This is a genomic window from Enterobacter hormaechei subsp. xiangfangensis, from assembly GCF_001729785.1.
GTDB lineage: Bacteria > Pseudomonadota > Gammaproteobacteria > Enterobacterales > Enterobacteriaceae > Enterobacter > Enterobacter hormaechei_C.
The window spans coordinates 1,173,107-1,192,906 of sequence record NZ_CP017183.1 but is presented as its reverse complement, the minus strand read 5'-3'; the positions used below and the strand labels follow the sequence as shown (position 1 = coordinate 1,192,906).

The following is a 19,800-nucleotide window of genomic DNA, read 5'->3' as shown; positions in this document are numbered from 1 at the left end:
CTCGGCGTTGTTTTCCCTCACCCCGGCCCTCTCCCACAGGGAGAGGGAGGTCAGGGTTCCCTCTCCCTGTGGGAGAGGGTTAGGGTGAGGGCAAAAAGTTATGCAGCCTTACGGAACCTGCGGGTCAGTCGCTTCTCGATTTCGACGACGAAGAACATCACCCCCGCCACCGCCAGCGTCACGAACCAGTAGCGCAGCGGAAGCGCTTCGGTGCCGAACAGCATCTGCATAAACGGCAGGTAGATGATCGCCGCCTGGAGCAGGAACAGCACGCCCGTTACCAGCCAGATCCCTTTGTTCGCCAGCAGGCCGCGGTTCAGGGAGAACCCTTCGGTATTGCGGCAGTTAATCATGTACACCCACTGGGCGCAGACCAGCATCTGGAGCAGCACGGTGCGGATGAACTCCGCGCTGTGCCCGCGCGGGGCCAGCCAGGCTTCCAGCGCAAAGGCGGCGATGGCAATCATGGTGCCGACGAAGGCCACGCGCCAGACGGCGTAGGCGTCCATTACGTGCTGCCCGGTCTGGCGCGGCGGGCGGCGCATGATGTTGCGCTCGGCGGCCTCGAAGGCCAGGCCGAAGGAGAGCGTGGCGGAGGTCGCCATGTTCATCCACAGAATCAGCACCGGCGTCAGCGGAATGATGTTCCCCGCCAGCAGCGCAATCACAATTAAAAGCCCCTGCGCCAGGTTGGTCGGCATGATGAACAGGATGGTCTTCTTCAGGTTGTCGTAAACGCGACGCCCCTCTTTCACCGCGCTGGCGATGGTGGCGAAGTTATCGTCCGTCAGGACCATGTCCGCCGCCTCTTTGGTGACTTCCGTGCCTTTGATGCCCATCGCGATACCCACGTCCGCCTGGCGCAGCGCCGGCGCATCGTTCACGCCGTCACCGGTCATGCCGACGATTTCGCCTTTTTCCTGTAACGCTTTCACCAGGCGCAGCTTATGCTCCGGGCTGGTACGGGCGAAGATGTCATATTTTACCGCCGCTTCCGCCAGCTCGGCGTCGTCCATTTTCTCCAGCTGATAGCCGGTAACCGCCTGCTCGCTGTTGGTGATCCCAAGCATCTGGCCGATGCTCATCGCCGTCTGCGGGTGATCGCCGGTGATCATCTTCACGCGGATCCCCGCCTGCTGGCAGGCGTTAATCGCCTCAATCGCTTCCGGACGCGGCGGATCCATCATCCCGGCGATGCCGAGGAAGATCAGGCCGTGGCTCAGATCGTCGTGAGTCAATGCCTGCTCACCGTTCGCTGGCTTGAACGCCGCGGCGACCATGCGCAGCCCCTGACGCGCATAGCGCTCCATCTCCGTTTCCCAGTACGCGCGGTCAAAGGCTTGCGCACCGTTGCGGGTCTGCTGCTGCTCACACAGGGCGAAAATCACGTCCGGCGCGCCGGTGATCAAAATCTGCTCCTCACCGCCAATCTGGTAGTGGGTGCTCATGTACTTGTATTGAGAGTCGAACGGGATCTTGTTAACCAGCGTGGTCACGACCGGCTCGAGGTGGGCCTTGGCCGCCAGCACCTTCAGCGCGCCCTCGGTCGGGCCGCCGGTGATGCCCCACAGGCCGCGCTCGTCCTGAATCAGCTGGCTGTCGTTACACAGGTCGATGGTGCGCAGGTACTGCTCCAGCACGGTGCCCGGCTGGATCTGCACCGGCTCATCGCTGCCTTCGAGATAGATGTTGCCCACCGGCTCGTAGCTGTTGCCGTCCACGCGGTAGCAGGTGTCGGCGGTGATGATGGCTTTCACCGTCATCTCGTTCATGGTCAGGGTGCCGGTTTTATCCGAGCAGACCACGGTCATCGCGCCCAGGGTTTCAACCGTCGGCAGCTTGCGGATAATCGCCCGCTTGCGCGCCATCGCCTGTACGCCCAGAGAGAGGATGATGGAGATAATTGCCGGCAGACCTTCCGGTACGGAGGCGACCGCCAGGCTAATCAGGGAGAGCAGCAGCTCGCCCATCGGGATCTCGCGGAACACCAGGCTGAAGACAAACAGCGCGGCCATCATCGCCAGAATGATGGCGAAGATCGCTTTGCCCAGCTTGTCCATCTGCACCAGCAGCGGGGTGCGGTGTTTTTCAATGCCCGCCATCATCTGGTTGATGTGGCCGAGTTCGGTCTCCTGGCCCGTGGCAATGACCACGCCCACGCCGCCGCCCGCGCTGACCGTCGTACCGGAAAAGACCAGGTTCGTACGGTCGCCCAGCGGTAATTCGCCGCTCAGCGGGTTCGTGTGTTTATCCACCACGGTGGATTCACCGGTCAGAATAGCCTCTTCCACGCGTAAATTATGCGCTTCGATTAAGCGCATATCCGCCGGAATACGATCTCCTGCGCGCAACACAATAATATCGCCCGGGACGATTTCCGTCGTCGGGATAGTTTCATGGTTGCCGTTACGAATAACACGCGCCTCGCTGGAGAGCATATTGCGAATACTCTTCAGGGATTTTTCCGCGTTACTTTCCTGAATGTGGCCAATTAAGGCATTGATTACCGCCACGCCCAGAATAACCAGCGTATCAACCCAGTGTCCCATTACAGCCGTTAATACGGCGGCTGCCAGCAGGACGTAAATCAGGACATCGTTAAAATGCGCGAGAAAACGCAGCCAGCCCGGCTTGCCTTTTTTCTCCGGTAGCGCGTTCGGGCCATGCTTCTGTAAACGCGCCTGCACCTCGGCGCGGTCCAGGCCATTAGCCTGGCTCTGCGCCTGAGCAAGCACCTGCTCTACGGTCTGCTGGTACGCCTGCCCGCCTGCGGGTGGCATATTCTGCGAGAAATTTTTTTTGGTCATGGTATTTTTCCTTCAATATCCGGTGGACGGAAGCCGGAATTCCTTTCTGGCTTTAAATAATTCATTTTTAAGTCTTGCGGGTTAAATTGATCTACCGCAATATATTGACTACCCGGTTATTCAAAACTGATTAAAATTATTTCGACGCGTTGATTTTTACAAAATATTTCTAAACCAACACTAAACGAGGAGGAAGCATGTTTGGTATTTATCGCGGACGGCGTCTGGCGTTATACATTGTCGCAGCCATTGTTATTGCGACGTTAATTGGATATAGCACCTATAGCTTTGTAAAATTATTTTCGTGAGAAAGACGTTTATTTACATAACGCGATATTAATTTAATCGCCCCGAAAATATTATTTGTTTTCTGTTATTAATTCGCAGAATAACGGTGGCCTTTCACCCAATTTTGCCAGCGGGGATGATATTGCTTTACGTTTCAGGATGCCGGACAATGACATTTTTAACTGACGATTAACATTACGATGAAACACCCGTTAGAATCGCTGCTCACCGCAGGGGGCATTTTGCTGATGGCCCTGCTCTCCTGCCTGCTGTTACCTGCGCCGTCGCTGGGTCTGGTGCTGGCGCAGAAGCTGGTTCAGACCTTTCATATGGTCGATCTGAATCAGCTGTACACCATTCTGTTCTGTCTGTGGTTTTTGGTGCTCGGCGCCATCGAATTCTTTATCCTGCGTTTCATCTGGCGCCGCTGGTTTTCACTGGCGTCGTAAGCCAGTGAGATCGCGCATCCCGTGGATCAGCGCTTCACACCAGGCCGCGTAGTCGTGGCCGCTGGATGAGGGGTGGAAGCTGACGCGGTAGCCTTTTTCCCTCAGCACCTGTTCAAAATCCTGCGTGGTGCGATAGATGCCGCCGCCCGGCCCCGCGGTTTCAAACTTCCCGGCCTGTAACCAGAAGCGCACCGGATACGGTGGAGACTGTTGGTACTGACGCGTCAGCCAGCCGGGAGTGTCACCTTCTGGCGCCCACCAGTATGAACCGGAAAGGCTCAGCACGTTGCCAAACAGGCGCGGATAGCGCAGCGCCACCCATGAAGAGGCAATTCCCCCGTAGCTGGATCCTGCCAGTACGGTTTTCTGCCGCTGCATGCCGATGCCCTTCTCTCGCAGCCACGGCAGCAGCTCGTGCGCCATAAAGTCAGCAAAATCCGGGTTCGGCGGCAGCTCGTTGCCGCGACGGGCGTGATCGAGGCTGTCGATAAACACCACGTTAATCGGCGGCAGGTGATGCCGGGCAATCAGACCGTCCAGCACGTTGGCAAAATGGTATTCGTCCTGATAAACCTGTCCGTCGAAAAGGATGAGCGTCCAGCGTGCAGGCTGTGCGCCGCGCGGTTGGTAGATCATCACGTCGCGGGCATTGCCGAGGATGTTGCTGGAAAAACTCTGACGGCTCAACGTCCCGTGCACCAGCGGCTTTGCCGTGGCCTGAACGGAGCAATAGCGCGCCGGGCTGAGATCGAGCAGAGAAAAGCGATTCCAGCGATCGGTCTTCTGCTCCCCGAAGGTATTCGGGTTAAGCGGATCGGCCTGCGCGCTTACCAGGATGGCGCGGCGTTGATCGCGTGTGGAACCCTCGACGATCGGCACATCGGGCGCGAGCTTGTACTGCATTACCGTATCAGCGGGGACTACATAGCTGCGGAACCAGACGTCGCTGTTGCCCAGGCGGAACAGCGGATCGTGATCCCCCGCCGGAGAGCCGAGAATGAAGACGTTATCCCGCGCGCCGCGCCACAGAAAGGTCACGCGCTTATGGCTCGCATCTACCGGCTCCACCATCGGCGTTCCCTGTCGACGCTGCGCCTGCCAGAACGCCTCGGTACTTCCACCGGCAGAAATGACGCTTGCCAGCGCCTTCAGCGTCGGGCTTTCAGGCGCCAGCATCTGCACGCGTGGTAACGGAGAGGTCTCTTTCATCCGCCACTGAAAACGCCACGGCTTACCGGCTTCTCCGTGTAGCACCAGCGAGGTGTTCTGTTTCACCGGCAGGGCAAACAGCAGCGTGTGTTCCCCGTCCGCAGGACCATTTTCGATCAGCGTGCGGATGCGGCGGTTTTGCCCATCAAGCAGGCGCGCATCCGTCACGCCATTCAGCGTGGCGGAAACGTAGTTTTCACCCAGTTCAGGCAGGGAGAAGCAGACTTCGCCGCTGGCATCAAACTTTCCCTGAATATCGCCCTGCCGGGACGTCTGCTCGCACGTTGCCGCCACGGCGGGCAGCGCGCCGATCCCCAACAGCAACCCACTCCATACCCTCTTCATTACCGCTTGTTCCCCAACGAAATTTGTTAACAACGCTAATGCAAATGGTAATAATTTGCAATATCATCAACGGCGATTTACCGGTGATTTTATGGCGATAGCAACCAAGGACGTTCAATAAAAATGTTTAAAAATAATAAGATAATGCGGCTCTGGCTACTGAGTCTGGCGACGACCAGCGTCGCGGCTCAGGCAGAAACGAAAGAAGAAACGATTACGGTGACGCAGGGCGTGAGTGAAGAGCCCACTGCGCCCGTAAAAGGCATTGTGGCGACGAAAACGCTCTCCGCCACCAAGACCAGCGCGGAGATCGTGAAGACGCCGCAGTCGGTATCGGTGATCACCCGCGATCAGATGAACATGCAGGACGTCACCTCCGTTTCGCAGGCGCTGCGCTACTCGGCGGGCGTGTTTACCGAGTACCGGGGCTCGTCTAACCGTAACGACGAGGTGTTTGTGCGCGGCTTTAGCTACGTGCCGAAATTCCTCGACGGCTTAAGCTTTGGCGCAACGGCCTCATCACAGACGGGCACAGTTGACCCGTGGCTGCTGGAGCGCGTGGAGCTGGTGCGCGGCCCGGCCTCGGTCCTGTTTGGACAGGTGAATCCGGGCGGGTTAATCAGCATGACCAGCAAGCGCCCGACGGCGGAGGCCATTCACAACGTGCAGTTCCGCACCGGCAATAACGATCTCGCCGAAGGTGCGTTTGATTTCGGCGGCAGGCTGAGCGACGACGGCCGCGTGCTGTATCGCGTGAACGGTATCGCCCGTACGCAGCATAATCAGGTGGACGATTATAAAGAGACGCGGATGGCGATCGCCCCGGCAATCACCTGGTACCCGAACGATCAGACCCGCTTTACGCTGCTGACCAGCTACCAGAAAGATCCGGATGCCGGATACCGCAACTTCCTGCCCGCGTATGGCACGGTGAAAAGTGCCGACGGGAAGTACATCCCGCGCGATTTTAACGTCAGCGATCCGAATTACAATCAATCCTGGCGCGAGCAGACGATGATTGGCTACGAGCTGGAACACCAGTTCGCCGACAACCTCACCTTCCGCCAGAACGCCCGTTACGCCACCATCAAGCAGAAATATCGTTATCTGGTTTACGCCAACAGCGCGGCCAACAGCACGGTGTTGACCCGTCGCGCCCAGCGTGAAGCGCGCACGACCAACGAATTTGGCCTTGATAACCAGCTGGAATATCAGCTGGAGACCGGAAGCGTCAGCCACACCCTGCTCGGCGGGTTTGATTACAAGACCAGCAAGGATAAACAGCTGCTGGCGCGCGGGAGCGGCTCACAGTATGACCTTGACTGGACAAACCCGGTTTACGGCGTGAACGTGGATGAAAGTACCTTCAAAACGGCGTCCGACGAGCAGCAAAATCTCGACCAGATGGGCCTGTATCTTCAGGATCAGATGAGCTGGAATAACTGGGAGTGGCTGGTTTCCGGGCGCTACGACTGGAGCGAAGTGCGTACCAGCGACTTCACCGATAACAGCGTTACGCAGCAGAACGACAGCAAATTTACCTGGCGCACTGGCCTGCTGTACGCGTTTGATTCTGGCCTGTCGCCGTACATCAGCTACAGCACCTCGTTTGAACCGAACCTGCAAACCAACCGTGCGCCGGGCGTTGCGCCATTCAGGCCTACTACCGGGGAGCAGACCGAGATTGGCGTGAAATATCAGCCGGTCGACACCACGCTGATGACCCTGGCGCTGTACGATTTAACTCAGAACAACGTCGCGACCTATAACAGCGCTGAAGGCTGGTTCGAAAATGCGGGCAAGGTGCGTTCGAAAGGCGCTGAAGCGGAAATCCACGCCACGCTGATGGATAACATCAACCTGATTGGCTCCTACACTTACACCGATGCAGAAACCGAAAGCACCACGGTGGCGGGAACTGAAGGCAAAACGCCTGCACGCATTCCGGCACATATGGCATCGGCGTTCGCCAGCTATACCGTTCCGGGCGGCGCGCTGAAGAGCCTGACCGCTGGCGTGGGGATGCGCTACATCGGCACCAGCTACGGCGATGCGAAGAATACCTTCAAGGTGCCATCGGTGGATCTGTATGACGCGATGCTGCGCTACGACCTGGGCGAGATGAACCGCAGCCTGAAAGGGGCAAGCGTGCAGTTCAACGTCAATAACGTGGCAGACACAAAGTATGTGGCGTCGTGCGCAAGCGATACGGCGTGCTTCTACGGGATTGGCCGGACGGTGACGGCGACGGTGAATTACAGCTGGTAAGCATGGTGCGGTCTGATCCCCTCACCCTAACCCTCTCCCCAAAGGGGAGAGGGGACGATTACGCCCTCGCCCCTTTGGGGAGAGGGCCGGGGTGAGGGGATGTTTTTCAGTGCGCCCGACCGTGGTTTTCTTTGCGGTACGCCCCGGGCGGCTGGTTGAAGGTGCGGGTAAAGATGCGGGTAAACGTCTGCTGCGAGTCAAACCCGTAGCGCAGGCAGATATCGTACACGCGCTCGTCTGATTCACGCAGATCGCGCGCCGCCATCAGCAGCTTGCGTTCGCGGATGTAGCGCCCCAGACTTTCGCCTTTGTACTGCATAAACAGACGCTGTAAATGCCATTTTGAGTAACCCGCATGGCGGGCAATCTCTTCGATGCGTAACGGCTGGTGTAGATTGTCATCAATCCATTCGACAATCGTATCAATGACCTGAGCGGAAATCGTCATACTGCTCTCCCCCTCTGCTTCTCGCTTAAACATTATTCCCACCACTCGCGAAATTGTTGCGTGGTATCACTCACCCGCACGGGCTCGCCCAGCTCCGGCGTCAGCAGCCGGTAGTTTTTATCCTTGCTGGCTTTCGCCAGCTGGATCAGTGGATCGTTCCAGGTATGTTTCGCCAGCACAAAACGCCCGTTATGTCCCGGTACGACCGCTTTGGCATTGAGATCTGCCGAGGCCTGCGCCGTTTCCGCCGGATGCATATGGATGTACTTCCAGCCCTGGTCGTACTGCCCGTTTTCCATAATGGCTAAGTCCACTCCGCCAAACTGCTCGCCAATAGCCTTGAAGTGCGGGCCGTAACCGGAGTCTCCGCTGTAGTAAACCTTTCGCTCTGGGGTAACAAACATAAAGCTCCCCCACAGGGTCTGGTTACGCTTAATGCCGCGCCCGGAAAAATGGCGCGCGGGCAGAACATGTACCCTCAGCGCATCGCTGATATGCACCGACTGGTTCCAGTCCCGCTCGTCGATTATCTCCGGGGTCATCCCCCAGTAGCGCAGATGCGAACCCACGCCCAGCGGCGTGACCACGCGCTTAACCTTCGGCAGCAGCGCCTTGATGGTGGCGTAATCCAGATGGTCATAGTGATCGTGGGAGATAATCAGCAGGTCGATCTCCGGCATGCTCTCCGCACGCCACGGGTACTCCCCCGCAAATGCTTTATTGAGAAACGAGAACGGTGCGGCGTAGCTACTCAGAACCGGATCGATCAGGATGCGTTTCCCTGCAAGCTGCATATACCAGGAGGAGTGGCCGAGCCACACCAGCGTGTCCTGTTCAGGCGACAGGCTCGCCAGATCGGTTTTCACCAGCGGCAGCGGCTGCGCAGGACGGGCGTTTTCGGTTTTACGGGTAAGGAACTGCCACCACGCCACCAGCATATTTTGTTGCCCGGTAAAGCCCGGCGTAGGGAGCGTGTTATGGAATTGCCCGTCGCGATAGTGCGGAGAGGCTTCCACTTCAGAGAGGTGCGCACCCTGCGGTGGCTGGCCAAATCCGGCATTCAGTACAAACGGTAAACTGGCAGCTGAAGCAATAATCATGACTAACACCACGCAGATGAATAGAGGCTTTTTCATTTCCTGACCCGCCTACGCGCCCCATCCGATGGTTTGCGCGTGTGATACTTGATTATGAGTGAGTAAGCACTCATTATAGATAGGGTGATTACGCCGTCAAGAAGGTTTTCGATCTTTGACATTCCGCGTTGCAGCGTATCAAGGCTCGTGTTTCAATCAGGGCTTTTACAATTGACGGGAGGAAAAATTTAGTGGCACGTCCGAAGAGTGAAGATAAAAAACAGGCCTTACTGGAAGCAGCAACGGCTGCGTTTGCGCAGTCAGGTATTGCCGCCTCAACGGCGTTAATTGCCCGTAATGCGGGCGTCGCTGAAGGGACACTGTTTCGCTACTTTGCTACCAAAGACGATCTGCTGAATGCCCTCTACCTGCATCTGAAGCAGGATCTCTGCCAGACCATGCTGGCGAATCTCGATCGCACCATCACCGAGCCAAAAGAGCATACCCGCAATATCTGGAACAGCTATGTGGACTGGGGCATTCGTAACCCCCTGGCGCATGCGGCTATCCGTCAGATTGGCGTCAGTGAAAAGCTGAACGCCGAAACCGAGCAGGCGGTGAAAGACATGTTCCCGGAACTGCATGAACTGTGTCGTCGTTCGATCCGCCCGGTGTTTATGTCTGACGAGTTTAAGACCTTCGGTGATGCAATGTTCTTATCGCTGGCTGAAACCACCATGGAGTTTGCCGCCCGCGATCCGTCCCGTGCCGTCGATTTTAAAGCGCTGGGCTTTGAAGCCATGTGGCGCGGGCTTGCTGAGGAAGATAACCATGGACAGTAAATCCTTGCAGGAACATGCCAGACGCGTCGCGCTGGAGATGCCTTTTACCGAACATTGCTGGCCGTTTGGCCCGGAGTATGACGTGTTTAAGGTGGGCGGGAAAATTTTTATGCTGATGGCGACCGCACACGGTCGGGCCCACGTCAGCCTGAAATCCGATCCGGAAAAATCGCTGCTCAATCAGCAGATCTACCGTGGCGTGGAGCCCGGTTACCATCTGAATAAAAAACACTGGATCTCCCTTTATGGCACGGACGACATCACGCCTGAACTGGTCACCGACCTGATTACGGATTCGTGGAATCTGGTCGTTGATAAACTGCCGAAAAAAGATCAGAAGTGGATTCGCCCAGCCTGATTGTTCGTCTCAGACGAACAGAATAAGCGCTCGAATCGCACTTATCTTTTCCCGCTTCGCGCGGTAATCTGCTTTCCTTTCACGCCCGCCCGCGGGCGAATTTCATCACCAGGAGTTGTTATGGATATTATTTCTGTCGCCCTGAAACGCCACTCTACCAAGGCGTTCGACCCAGCCAAAAAACTGACCGCAGAAGAAGCGGAAAAAATCAAAACGCTGCTGCAATACAGCCCGTCCAGCACCAACTCCCAGCCGTGGCACTTTATTGTTGCCAGCACTGAAGAGGGTAAAGCGCGCGTGGCAAAATCCGCGGCGGGCACCTATGTGTTTAACGAACGCAAAATGCTGGATGCCTCTCACGTAGTGGTGTTCTGCGCGAAAACCGCGATGGACGATGCCTGGCTTGAGCGCGTTGTCGATCAGGAAGAGGCTGACGGCCGTTTCGCCACGCCAGAAGCAAAAGCCGCGAACCACAAAGGCCGCTGCTATTTTGCCGACATGCACCGCGTGGATCTGAAAGATGACGACCAGTGGATGGCGAAGCAGGTTTACCTTAACGTCGGCAACTTCCTGCTGGGCGTGGCCGCGATGGGCCTGGATGCGGTACCAATCGAAGGGTTTGACGCCGCGATCCTCGACGAAGAGTTTGGCCTGAAAGAGAAAGGCTTCACCAGCCTGGTGGTGGTCCCGGTCGGGCATCACAGCGTGGAAGATTTCAACGCCACGCTGCCGAAATCTCGCCTGCCGCTGAGCACGATTGTGACTGAGTGCTAAGCGCTTCTGGCACGCCGGCTATCGGCGTGCCCGTTTTCAGTAAAGCGTTATCTGCGGATGCTTTACCCCGCACACCAGCGCATAACGCGTTAATGTATCGAGACTCGCCCGGGTAATATTTGCTTCCATTCGTGATACCGTCGGTGCGCTGACGCCCATCCGCTCCGCCACCTGGGCGCGCGTCAGACCAGCATGATTGCGCCATTGCGCCAGCATCTCCCGCAGACGCTCCTTGCGCTCTTCTGCATCAAAGGAAGCCTGAATTTCTGAATCGCTTAACAGTTCAGCTCTGAGTTCATCCCAGTCAATAATCTTCTTGCTCATCCAACATCTCCTGTTGTCGTTTCAGTGCCAGACGGAGTTCAGCAGAGGGCGTTTTTTGCGTCTTCTTGATAAACATCCGCAGGCAATGAGAGGATCTCCTCTCTGACTGCCGCATGAACGATAAGTCTGAACACTGTATTTCATCCCTGATAATATTAGCATGTAAGGCAATTTGCATTAAAGGCTAATTTTGCCTTTCGTGATTCACCTTACCAGCTTATTCCAGGCAGGACCGGAGCAGCGTTGATTCCCTGAAAGCCCCTCGCAAAAAATTTATATCCCCTGCTCCGCCAGCCATGCCATCGCCCTCTCCCCTGCCTCATCCACGGGTAAATAGACCAGCAGCCGCGATCCGTTTCGCGGGGCGGAGTACCAGTACATCTGCTGGAGATGAAAATCCCCCAGCTCGGGATGGGTGAACAGCTTGAGCTGGTTCTCCACGCCGCGCACGTCGTTACGCTGGTGCCACAGGGTTTTGAACTCTTCGGACACCGCAAAAAAACGCGCCAGCTTCGCTTCCCAGAGCGGGTCGCCACGGTGCTCAGCCATTGCCGCGCGGAAGTAGGAGACGAAAATCGGCAGCACGTCGTCACGTTTGCCGAGCCGCGCGCGCCACGCCGGATGGGTGAGGAACAGGTAAATACAGTTGCGATCTTCCGGCGGGATAGCGTTGAAATCGACGCCCATCAGGTGTCCGAAGCTGTCGTTCCACGCCACGATATCAAAGTTCGGTTTCTGAATGCTGGCGGGTTTCGGCATCAGGGTATCCAGCAGGCGACGCGTGCCTTCGCTGATCCCCTCACAGCACACCGCCTGCGGGGCTTCGCCCGGCGGCAAACCGGCGAGCACAAAAAGATGCCGGGCTTCGGTCGGGGTGCATTGCAGCGCTTTTGCGATGGCGGCCATCACCGCGCTGGACGGATTGACGTCCCGACCCTGTTCCAGCCAGGTGTACCAGGTCACGCCGACATCCGCGAGCATCGCCACCTCTTCCCGGCGCAGGCCCGGCGTGCGGCGGCGGCCGCTGCGCGGTAAGCCGAGGCGCTGCGGATCGAGGCTTTCGCGCCGGGCACGCAAAAACGCGCCCAGCTGCTTGCGGGTGTCATCCTGGAGAGAGGTGACAGGTTCAGACATCAGCGCCATAACATCTCCTGCATGGTAGTGTCAGTACCAGTATAAGTAAGAACTGGTACCCGTTTATCAGATGATTGATGCTACGACTCTACGCTGTTTGACGCAATGGAGTCACCATGAATACGTCAGTTGTTTCACCGGGTCGTGCGGGCCTGATATTGCTGTTAACCGGCCAGATGCTGCCGTTGATTGATACCTCAATCACCAACGTGGCGCTGGATTCCATCACCCATTCATTACACGCCACCGCCACTGAACTGGAGCTGATCGTCGCCCTCTACGGCGTGGCCTTTGCCGTCTGCCTGGCACCCGGCAGCAAGCTGGGCGATAACCTTGGCCGCCGTCGCCTGTTTATGTGGGGCGTGGCGTGTTTTGGCCTGGCCTCACTGCTGTGCGGCATGGCGGGCAATATCGAACAGTTGCTTGGCGCGCGCATTATTCAGGGTGCGGGCGCCGCGCTGATCATGCCGCAAATTCTCGCGACGTTGCATGTGACGTTAAAAGGAACGGCACACGCCAGAGCGATCAGTCTGTTCGGGGGTATCGGCGGAATTGCGTTTATCGTCGGCCAGATGGGTGGCGGCTGGCTGGTGTCGGCGGACATCGCCGGGCTGGGCTGGCGCAACGCCTTCTTTATCAACGTGCCGATTTGTCTGGTGGTGCTGGCGCTGAGCCGTCGCTACGTGCCGGAAACCCGCCGCGACACGCCGTCGCGCATTGACTGGACCGGGACTGTCCTGCTGACGGCAATACTGTGCTGTCTGCTGTTCCCGATGGCGCTCGGCCCGCAGTGGCACTGGTCGTGGCCGCTGAAGGCCGCACTGCTGGCGATTGTGCCGCTGGTCTGTGTAATGGTGCTGAACGCGCGCAAAAAAGAGCGTGAGAATGCCCACCCGCTCATCGCGCCGCGCCTGTTGCAGCTGCGCAGCATCCGCTTTGGCGTGCTAATCGGGATACTCTTTTTCAGCGTCTGGTCCGGGTTCATGTTCTGTATGGCGCTGACCATGCAAAGCGGTCTGGGGATGGCGCCGTGGCAGTCCGGGAACAGCTTTATCGCGCTTGGCGTCACCTATTTTATTTCTGCCTGGTTCGCCCCACGCCTGATTGCCCGCTACAGCACCAGCGCCATCCTGCTGACCGGACTTGCGATTCAGCTTGTCGGTCTGGTGGCGTTGATCGCCACGTTCCGTCACTGGGGAATGCAGAATACCGCGCTGACGCTGGCCCCGGCCACCGGGCTGGTGGGTTACGGGCAGGCGCTGATTGTAAACAGCTTCTACCGTATCGGGATGCGTGATATTCAGCCTGACGACGCGGGGGCCGCGAGCGCGATTTTAAGCACGCTGCAACAGGCTGCGCTGGGGCTTGGCCCGGCCATTTTCGGCGCGATTTTGCTGCACGGGCTGCAAAATCATCACGGAGATTACACCCAGGCGGTCAATGTCTTCCTGATGGTGGAAACGGCCATGATGGTGGTGCTGGCGCTGGTCACGCTGCGTATGCGCCATCGTCTGTGTTTACCGGTCGTCAAGGCCTGTCCGGCGACAAAATAAAACTGCCTGAATTTGCATAATAGATCCGCAGCCGCCATTATGGGGCTGCATCAATACAGGAGACGTTATGCAGGAATTAATTGCTCAGGTTGAAGAGTTAGGGATTGAAATTAATCACACCACCTCTTTAGTGATTATCTTTGGTATTATTTTTCTTACGGCCATTATCGTTCATTTTATTCTGCACAAAGTGGTGCTGCGCGCATTCGAGAAACGCGCCCAGGCCAGCAGCCATTTATGGTTGCAAATCATTACGCAGAACAAGTTATTTCACCGTCTGGCGTTTACCCTCCAGGGGATAATCGTCAACGTTCAGGCGGTTCTGTGGCTGCAAAAAGGCAGCGAAGCGGCGGAATTACTTACCACCTGCGCGAAATTGTGGGTGATGGTTTATGCCCTGCTCTCCTTCTTCTCGTTGCTGGACGTGATTTTCAATCTGTCGCAGAAAATGGCCACCGCGTCACAGCTGCCGCTGAAGGGGATATTCCAGGGCATCAAGCTGGTGAGCGCCATTCTGGTGGGGATACTAATTATCTCCCTGCTGATCGGTCAGTCACCCGCCATTCTGATAAGCGGCCTGGGTGCGATGGCTGCCGTTCTGATGCTGGTCTTTAAAGACCCGATACTCGGCCTGGTGGCCGGTATTCAGCTCTCCGCCAACGACATGCTCAAGCTCGGCGACTGGCTGGAGATGCCGAAATACGGCGCCAACGGCACGGTGACCGACATCGGCCTGACCACCGTTAAAGTGCGCAACTTCGATAACACCATCACCACCATCCCGACCTGGGCGCTGGTGTCCGATGCGTTCATCAACTGGAGCGGCATGTCCGCCTCCGGTGGTCGCCGCATCAAGCGCAGCCTGAATATCGATACCACCAGCATTCATTTCCTCGACGAGCAGGAGCAGCAAAAACTGATTCAGGCGAAACTGCTGAAGCCTTATCTGGCGGCGCGTCATGAGGAAATTAACCTGTGGAATCAGCAGAACGGCGAAGGAGAATCGGTATTAAACCTGCGCAAGATGACCAATATCGGCACCTTCCGTGCCTACCTGAATGAATATCTGCGTAACCACCCGCGTATTCGTAAAGATATGACGCTGATGGTGCGCCAGCTCGCGCCGGATGCTAACGGGCTGCCGATTGAAATATATGCCTTTACCAACACGGTGATCTGGGCGGAATACGAAGATATTCAGGCCGACATCTTCGATCATATTTTCGCGGTGGTGGATGAATTTGGCCTGCGTATTCACCAGTCGCCAACCGGAAACGATATTCGCTCCCTGGCTGGCGTCATCGCGCAATAATCAGGTGCTGGCGCGGGAAATAAAGCGCCAGTCCATCATCACCCTTTCCGTGGGCGCGTCCGGGTTGTCGATCTTATTTAAGAGCAGATCGACCGCCTTGCGCCCGATATCCCGCGACGGCTGTTCGATGGTGGTGAGCGAAATCATGTCCGCCAGCTCCGTACCGTCAAAGCCGACCACGGCAATATCCTCCGGCACCCGAAGACCTGCCTGCTGAATGGCGCGCAGCGCGCCCGCCGCCAGCGTATCGGAAACGGCAAATACCGCATCCGGCGGATTATCTTTTAACAGGTTTTGCATCGCCGCCATGCCCGCCCCGGAGCTGAGATCGCTGGCATACTCCACCGCCTGATAGTCCAGATCCCGCAGGTGGATCACGCTCTTGTAGCCGCGTTCGCGCAGGCGGGCATATTTGTAGCTGAGATCGTGGTTGATCATCGCGATACGCTTGCGGCCGCCGTCGGCCAGCTGGCTGACGGCATGCTGTGAAGCGTCCACATCATTGATGCCGACGCAGGAGACCGCGCCCGCATCGGCGTATTCAGCGCACTGTACCCACGGCGCGTTGCCAATCAGCGCGGCCAGTTCCGGCAGTTTCGAGAATGCATCCATGGTGATAATGCCGTCGACGATTTTGCCGGAGAGCAGGCTTAAGCCCGAGCGGGAGCGCTCAATATCCGAGCCGGAGTTGCACAGCAGAATGCGATAGCCGTTCTTTTCCGCCTCGGCTTCGATGCCCTTCACCACTTCGGCGCAGAACGGGTTGGCAATGTTGGACACCATCACCAGGATCATATAGCTGCGGGCGGTGCGCAGCTGACGGGCGAGCAGGTTTGGCTGGTAGTTGCTCTCCTGAATCGCCCGCAGAACGCGCTCGCGGTTTTTCGCCTTCACGGTGTCGCTGTTATTCAGCACGCGGGAGACCGTCGCCACGGAGACCCCGGCCAGCTGAGCGATTTTCTGAATTGACATAGCGACGACACATCCTGCGGTTAGCGTTTTGTGCAGGCTACCATAAATTTATTGCCCGGCGAACCGGGCAACGCGTTATTGTTCCACGCGCACCCAGCGCTGCTGCTGATGGCTTTTCACAATGGCATCAATGATATACATCACGTTTGCGCCATCGTGAAACGTCGCAAACTGCGGCGTATCCGGCATCGCGCCCGCCTGCACGGCGCGGTAGAACTGCGCCATCATATTTTTGAAGGCGTCCGGCCAGCCTTCGATATGTCCGCCGGGGAAGTGGGCGCTGTCGGCCACGTCAGGGTTCATCAGGCCTGGATCGTCGGTGAGCGTCTGGTTTGCCCGCGCGCGATGGCCGATCCACAGCTGCTGCGGGATTTCCTGATCCCACGCCACCGACTGCTCGCTGCCGTTAATTTCAAAGGTCAGGCGGTTTTTTCGCCCCGCGCTCACCTGCGAGACGCTAAAGCTGCCCTTGCTGCCGTCGTCAAAGCGGAACAGCACCGAGCCAAAATCTTCGGTGGTGACCGGTTTGACTTCATACTCCGCCTGCTCGTCATGGGAGAAGGTCTGATAACCACCCGCGCTGGCCTTGCGCCTCGGCCAGACGATGGATAAATCAGCCATCACCTCGGTAATGCGCCTGCCTGTCACATACTGTACCGTATCGCACCAGTGGGAACCGATATCCGCCACCGCCCGCGACGCGCCGCCGAGCGCGGCATCCACCCGCCAGTTGTAGTCGGTTTCCAGCAGCATCCAGTCCTGCAAATAGCTGCCGTGCGAGGCGAACAGCCGCCCGACGGTGCCCGCGCGCATCATGCTCGCCGCCTGGCGCACCATCGCAAACTGACGATAGACAAAGCTCACGCCATGCACCACGCCCGCCTGCTCTGCCAGCGCCACCAGCTCGCGCGCCTCGTCCGGCGTCATGCACAGCGGCTTTTCGGAAAACACGTGCTTGCCCGCGCGCAGGATCTGGCGGTTAATCTCCGCGTGCAGGTGGTTCGGCGTGCAGTTGTGCACCGCATGCAGATTGGGGTGCGCGAGCAGTTCTTCCACGCTGGCGTAAGCATGCGGGACATTTAGCTGGCGCGCCTTTTCCTGCGCCTTAACGAGCGAACCGTCGCAGAGCGCGACCACCTGCACAAACCCGAGACGCCTGAGCGCCTCGATGTGTGCCGGGCCAATAAACCCGCTGCCGATAATCCCGACGTTAATCATGGCAGCCCCCTGCGGCGAAATCATCAAACGCCCGTCCGGAAACGGGAATAATGTGCCGGCGGATAAATTCGCTGCCCTCACTCGCGCCGGTATCGCCATCCTTCAGGCAGCACTCCCACTCCAGCACCGCCCAGCCGTCGTAGTCGTACTGGGTCAGCTTGCTGAAGATGCCCTTAAAGTCGATTTGCCCGTCGCCGGGCGAGCGAAAGCGTCCGGCGCGGTTGATCCACGGCTGGTAGCCGCCGTAGACGCCGCTGCGCCCGCTGGGGCGGAACTCCGCGTCCTTCACGTGGAACGCTTTAATGCGCGCGTGGAAGATATCGATAAAGGCCAGATAGTCCATCTGCTGAAGCAGCATATGGCTCGGGTCGTAGAGAATGTTGCAGCGCGGATGGTTATCCACCAGCGCCAGAAAACGCTCGAAGGTCACGCCGTCGTGCAGATCTTCCCCCGGATGCAGCTCAAAGCAGACGTCCACCCCCTGCTCGTCGAAGGTATCCAGTATTGGCCGCCAGCGGGTTGCCAGCTCCTCGAACGCTTCCTGAAAACGCTGCTGGTTATGCGGCGGCCACGGATAGAAAAACGGCCACGCCAGCGAGCCGGAGAAGGTCGCGTGCGCCTTCAGCCCTAATCTGGCCGAAGCGACCGCCGCCTGCTTCAGCTTTTCCGTCGCCCACGCCCGGCGCGCCGCCTCGTTACCGCGCACGGCGGCGGGTGCGAAGTGGTCAAACGCCTCGCTGTAAACCGGATTCACCGCCACGAGCTGCCCTTCCAGATGGGTCGACAGCTCGCTGATAACCAGCCCGTGTGCGGCCAGCCTGGCGGTGATGTCGTCGCAGTAGGCCTGGCTCTCTGCGGCTTTCTCGACGTCAAAGATGTGCGGATGGTTGCAGGGGATCTGCACCGCCTTATAACCTTTACCTGCCGCCCATTCAGCAAGCCCGTCGAGCGAATTAAACGGCGCTTCTGCGCCAATAAACTGCGACAGAAAAATGCCCGGTCCTTTCATTGTCCTCATACCACCTCCTGAACGTTACGCCTTGTCATCGTCATACTTAAACGTGAGAAGGAAAATCAGCGCGATCGCCGCGGCAGCCACCGCCGGTATCCACCAGAATGTGACCCACGCCTGCGGCACGGTCTGTCCTGCCACCAGGCGGTTGTAGAGCGCGCCGGAAATCTGCGAGCCGAGCAGCATGCCGACGCCGTAGGTGAACATCACGATCATGCTCTGGGCCTGGCCTTTCACCTTTTCGCCCGCCACGCGGTCGGTATAGATAAAGCCGACGACAAAGAAGAAATCGTAGCAGACGCCGTGCAGCAGAATGCCAAGGTACAGCAGAATGCGCCCCTCTTCGCTGACGCCCAACGCGAACATGGCATAACGCACGAACCACGCCAGCATGCCGATCAGCAGCATGACTTTCACGCCCAGTCGGCGGAACAGCAGAGGAATGACCAACATGAAGACGATCTCAGACATCTGCCCGAAGGACATGGCGGTGCTGACGTCGGCAATGCCGGCATCCGCCAGATACGAGGCGGTGTAGGCGTAATAGGTGCCGAGCGGGACAGAGATCAGCATCGCGCAGACGGAGAAGACGAAGAAGTGGCGGGTTTTAAGCAGCGCGAAGGCGTCCGCGCAGAAGAGATCCCGCACCTTAACCGGCAGGCCTTTTGCCGGCGCTGGCGTGTGCGGCAGCGTCAGGCTGTAGACCGCCAGCAGCACGGAGCTGACCGCCGCCACCTGGAAGATGGTGACGCTGGACGCCACGCCGGTGACGCCGATGAAAATGCCCGCCGCGATCCAGCCGATGGTGCCGAACACGCGCACTACCGGGAAGGTTTTATCCACGTTCGCCAGGCTGTGAAACGCAATGTTGTTGGTCAGCGCCAGTGTCGGCATATAGCAGAGCGTGTAGCCAAACAGCAGGCCAATCAGCAGCGCGCCATTCTCAGCAATCAGCGCCCCCGGCACGAACCAGAGGATCACCGCGCCCGCGAGGTGCATCACCGCCATCACCTTCTGCGAGGCGAAGAAGCGGTCCACCAGCATCCCGAGCACGAACGGCGAAAGAATGGAAGCGATGGGCCCGGCAGAGAACGCGTCGCCAATCAGCAAAGACATGTTGTGCCGGGTCATCACCAGGCCAAGCGTGACCGACCAGCTACCCCAGATAAAAAATTGCAGAAACATCATCAGCGACAGACGCGGCACCAGCAGCCGGTGTTGCGTTATCGCCTTTTCACTACTCTCAGTTGACACCATGATAAGCCTCACCCGGAAAAAGTAATCGATTACAAAACAGTTCAAATAAAAAGTAATCGATTACAAAATAAAGATCCTGTGGATCGAAACGGAATTGGGAGGGGGGTCACGATAAAGGTGGAGTGATACTTTGTAGGCCCGGTAAGCGCAGCGC

17 protein-coding genes and 1 pseudogene are annotated in these 19,800 nt (G+C 57.9%); 7 read left to right on the top strand and 11 right to left on the bottom strand.

Annotation, left to right across the window (positions count from 1 at the left end):
* Positions 1 to 98: 98 nt before the first annotated feature.
* Positions 99 to 2,807, bottom strand: a complete 2,709-nt coding sequence (locus tag BFV63_RS05585) for a cation-transporting P-type ATPase (RefSeq protein WP_003858874.1) — start codon at positions 2,805 to 2,807, stop codon at positions 99 to 101.
* A gap of 488 nt (positions 2,808 to 3,295) precedes the next feature.
* Here BFV63_RS05585 and BFV63_RS05580 point away from each other — a divergent pair, with 488 nt between their 5' ends.
* Complete coding sequence (locus BFV63_RS05580) at positions 3,296 to 3,544, top strand: DUF1158 domain-containing protein (RefSeq protein ID WP_003858875.1); 249 nt, start codon at positions 3,296 to 3,298, stop codon at positions 3,542 to 3,544.
* Here the strand turns inward: BFV63_RS05580 and BFV63_RS05575 are convergent.
* Complete coding sequence (locus BFV63_RS05575) at positions 3,530 to 5,098, bottom strand: alpha/beta hydrolase-fold protein (protein ID WP_048241208.1); 1,569 nt, start codon at positions 5,096 to 5,098, stop codon at positions 3,530 to 3,532. The two genes, BFV63_RS05580 and BFV63_RS05575, sit on opposite strands and share 15 nt — an antisense overlap.
* Positions 5,099 to 5,221: 123 nt before the next feature.
* On the opposite strand from BFV63_RS05575, the gene BFV63_RS05570 reads away from it, so the two are divergent.
* Positions 5,222 to 7,366: a TonB-dependent siderophore receptor gene (locus BFV63_RS05570; protein WP_023324272.1), complete on the top strand. Its 2,145-nt coding sequence runs from the start codon at positions 5,222 to 5,224 to the stop codon at positions 7,364 to 7,366.
* A 106-nt stretch (positions 7,367 to 7,472) separates the two neighbouring features.
* Here the strand turns inward: BFV63_RS05570 and BFV63_RS05565 are convergent, their stop codons facing one another.
* Together BFV63_RS05565 and BFV63_RS05560 are read right to left on the bottom strand one after the other, a co-directional pair.
* Positions 7,473 to 7,814, bottom strand: a complete 342-nt coding sequence (locus BFV63_RS05565; protein ID WP_003858880.1) for a RamA family antibiotic efflux transcriptional regulator — start codon at positions 7,812 to 7,814, stop codon at positions 7,473 to 7,475.
* Positions 7,815 to 7,846: 32 nt separating this feature from the next.
* On the bottom strand, positions 7,847 to 8,950 hold the full coding sequence (locus BFV63_RS05560) for a RomA family MBL fold metallo-hydrolase (protein ID WP_069597463.1): 1,104 nt from the start codon (positions 8,948 to 8,950) through the stop codon (positions 7,847 to 7,849).
* A 191-nt stretch (positions 8,951 to 9,141) separates the two neighbouring features.
* Here BFV63_RS05560 and BFV63_RS05555 point away from each other — a divergent pair, with 191 nt between their 5' ends.
* The 3 genes from BFV63_RS05555 (at position 9,142) to nfsB (ending at position 10,864) form a co-directional block, all read left to right on the top strand.
* Entirely contained in the window at positions 9,142 to 9,732 is a 591-nt protein-coding gene (locus BFV63_RS05555; protein ID WP_003858882.1) for a TetR/AcrR family transcriptional regulator, read from the top strand.
* Positions 9,722 to 10,090, top strand: coding sequence for an MmcQ/YjbR family DNA-binding protein (locus BFV63_RS05550; protein ID WP_003858883.1), 369 nt, complete (start codon positions 9,722 to 9,724; stop codon positions 10,088 to 10,090). The genes BFV63_RS05555 and BFV63_RS05550 overlap by 11 nt, the downstream gene beginning before the upstream one ends.
* A 120-nt stretch (positions 10,091 to 10,210) precedes the next feature.
* Positions 10,211 to 10,864: an oxygen-insensitive NAD(P)H nitroreductase gene (gene nfsB, locus BFV63_RS05545; protein WP_003858884.1), complete on the top strand. Its 654-nt coding sequence runs from the start codon at positions 10,211 to 10,213 to the stop codon at positions 10,862 to 10,864.
* Between the two features lie 36 nt (positions 10,865 to 10,900).
* Here nfsB and BFV63_RS05540 read toward each other — a convergent pair whose 3' ends face one another.
* From BFV63_RS05540 to BFV63_RS05535, 3 genes and pseudogenes are all read right to left on the bottom strand, one after another.
* On the bottom strand, positions 10,901 to 11,188 hold the full coding sequence (locus BFV63_RS05540; RefSeq protein WP_003858885.1) for a helix-turn-helix domain-containing protein: 288 nt from the start codon (positions 11,186 to 11,188) through the stop codon (positions 10,901 to 10,903).
* Positions 11,169 to 11,270 (bottom strand): annotated as a pseudogene (locus BFV63_RS23535) (type II toxin-antitoxin system RelE/ParE family toxin); the annotation flags it as partial. The gene BFV63_RS05540 and the pseudogene BFV63_RS23535, both read right to left, overlap by 20 nt.
* A 191-nt stretch (positions 11,271 to 11,461) precedes the next feature.
* Positions 11,462 to 12,331 carry a helix-turn-helix transcriptional regulator gene (locus tag BFV63_RS05535; protein WP_003858886.1) on the bottom strand — a complete coding sequence of 290 codons (870 nt, stop codon included), beginning with the start codon at positions 12,329 to 12,331 and terminating at the stop codon, positions 11,462 to 11,464.
* A 107-nt stretch (positions 12,332 to 12,438) separates the two neighbouring features.
* Between BFV63_RS05535 and BFV63_RS05530 the strand changes: the two genes are divergently transcribed.
* Entirely contained in the window at positions 12,439 to 13,875 is a 1,437-nt protein-coding gene (locus tag BFV63_RS05530) for an MFS transporter (protein WP_003858887.1), read from the top strand.
* A gap of 67 nt (positions 13,876 to 13,942) precedes the next feature.
* On the top strand, positions 13,943 to 15,187 hold the full coding sequence (locus BFV63_RS05525) for a mechanosensitive ion channel family protein (RefSeq protein WP_023315564.1): 1,245 nt from the start codon (positions 13,943 to 13,945) through the stop codon (positions 15,185 to 15,187).
* Here the strand turns inward: BFV63_RS05525 and BFV63_RS05520 are convergent, their stop codons facing one another.
* From BFV63_RS05520 to BFV63_RS05505, 4 genes are all read right to left on the bottom strand, one after another.
* Entirely contained in the window at positions 15,188 to 16,159 is a 972-nt protein-coding gene (locus tag BFV63_RS05520) for a LacI family DNA-binding transcriptional regulator (RefSeq protein WP_032608772.1), read from the bottom strand.
* 75 nt (positions 16,160 to 16,234) lie between these two features.
* A complete protein-coding gene (locus tag BFV63_RS05515) occupies positions 16,235 to 17,377 on the bottom strand; it encodes a Gfo/Idh/MocA family protein (RefSeq protein WP_047654101.1) in 1,143 nt (380 codons plus the stop codon).
* The gene (locus tag BFV63_RS05510) at positions 17,370 to 18,395 is read right to left on the bottom strand and encodes a sugar phosphate isomerase/epimerase family protein (RefSeq protein WP_048241213.1); all 1,026 of its coding nucleotides are present in this window, start codon (positions 18,393 to 18,395) and stop codon (positions 17,370 to 17,372) included. Before BFV63_RS05510 ends, BFV63_RS05515 begins: the two co-directional genes overlap by 8 nt.
* Positions 18,396 to 18,410: 15 nt before the next feature.
* Complete coding sequence (locus tag BFV63_RS05505; protein ID WP_048241215.1) at positions 18,411 to 19,646, bottom strand: MFS transporter; 1,236 nt, start codon at positions 19,644 to 19,646, stop codon at positions 18,411 to 18,413.
* Positions 19,647 to 19,800 lie beyond the last annotated feature (154 nt).

Excerpts from the sequence above, each read along its gene's own strand:
- BFV63_RS05580 (WP_003858875.1), top strand. The coding sequence starts at position 3,296 with ATGAAACACCCGTTAGAATCGCTGCTCACCGCAGGGGGCATTTTGCTG.
- BFV63_RS05525 (WP_023315564.1), top strand. The coding sequence starts at position 13,943 with ATGCAGGAATTAATTGCTCAGGTTGAAGAGTTAGGGATTGAAATTAAT.
- BFV63_RS05565 (WP_003858880.1), bottom strand. The coding sequence starts at position 7,814 with ATGACGATTTCCGCTCAGGTCATTGATACGATTGTCGAATGGATTGAT.
- BFV63_RS05515 (WP_047654101.1), bottom strand. The coding sequence starts at position 17,377 with ATGATTAACGTCGGGATTATCGGCAGCGGGTTTATTGGCCCGGCACAC.
- BFV63_RS05550 (WP_003858883.1), top strand. The coding sequence starts at position 9,722 with ATGGACAGTAAATCCTTGCAGGAACATGCCAGACGCGTCGCGCTGGAG.
- BFV63_RS05530 (WP_003858887.1), top strand. The coding sequence starts at position 12,439 with ATGAATACGTCAGTTGTTTCACCGGGTCGTGCGGGCCTGATATTGCTG.
- BFV63_RS05535 (WP_003858886.1), bottom strand. The coding sequence starts at position 12,331 with ATGGCGCTGATGTCTGAACCTGTCACCTCTCTCCAGGATGACACCCGC.
- BFV63_RS05570 (WP_023324272.1), top strand. The coding sequence starts at position 5,222 with ATGTTTAAAAATAATAAGATAATGCGGCTCTGGCTACTGAGTCTGGCG.
- BFV63_RS05560 (WP_069597463.1), bottom strand. The coding sequence starts at position 8,950 with ATGAAAAAGCCTCTATTCATCTGCGTGGTGTTAGTCATGATTATTGCT.
- BFV63_RS05585 (WP_003858874.1), bottom strand. The coding sequence starts at position 2,807 with ATGACCAAAAAAAATTTCTCGCAGAATATGCCACCCGCAGGCGGGCAG.
- BFV63_RS05505 (WP_048241215.1), bottom strand. The coding sequence starts at position 19,646 with ATGGTGTCAACTGAGAGTAGTGAAAAGGCGATAACGCAACACCGGCTG.
- nfsB (WP_003858884.1), top strand. The coding sequence starts at position 10,211 with ATGGATATTATTTCTGTCGCCCTGAAACGCCACTCTACCAAGGCGTTC.
- BFV63_RS05520 (WP_032608772.1), bottom strand. The coding sequence starts at position 16,159 with ATGTCAATTCAGAAAATCGCTCAGCTGGCCGGGGTCTCCGTGGCGACG.
- BFV63_RS05540 (WP_003858885.1), bottom strand. The coding sequence starts at position 11,188 with ATGAGCAAGAAGATTATTGACTGGGATGAACTCAGAGCTGAACTGTTA.
- BFV63_RS05510 (WP_048241213.1), bottom strand. The coding sequence starts at position 18,395 with ATGAGGACAATGAAAGGACCGGGCATTTTTCTGTCGCAGTTTATTGGC.
- BFV63_RS05575 (WP_048241208.1), bottom strand. The coding sequence starts at position 5,098 with ATGAAGAGGGTATGGAGTGGGTTGCTGTTGGGGATCGGCGCGCTGCCC.